A 265-nucleotide genomic window follows, 5' to 3' on the forward strand; every position below is an offset into this window, starting at 1 on the left:
ACGCTCCCGGCCGCGGACACCCCGCACACGAGCGACCCGACCGAGACCGAGACCGAGATGGAGACCGCGACGGAGCCGGAGCCGGAGCCGGAGCCGGAGCCGGAGCCGGAGTCGGAGCCGGAGCCGGAGCCGGAGTCGGAGTCGGAGTCGGAGTCGGAGTCGGAGTCGGAGCCGGAGCCGGAGTCGGAGTCGGAGTCGGAGCTGGAGCTGGAGTCGGAGTCGGACGATGCCGTCACGGTCGTCGACACGCTGTCGGACTCCGACG

The 265-nt window shown here is 72.8% G+C and carries 1 protein-coding gene; it reads right to left on the minus strand.

Going from position 1 to position 265, the window contains the following annotated elements; all coding sequences use genetic code 11:
* The coding region (locus tag IE94_RS42030; RefSeq protein WP_209441122.1) for a hypothetical protein at positions 1–248 on the minus strand (248 nt) is incomplete at its 3' end.
* Positions 249–265: the final 17 nt, after the last annotated feature.

It is taken from the genome of Streptomyces violaceorubidus (assembly GCF_000717995.1).
GTDB lineage: Bacteria > Actinomycetota > Actinomycetes > Streptomycetales > Streptomycetaceae > Streptomyces > Streptomyces violaceorubidus.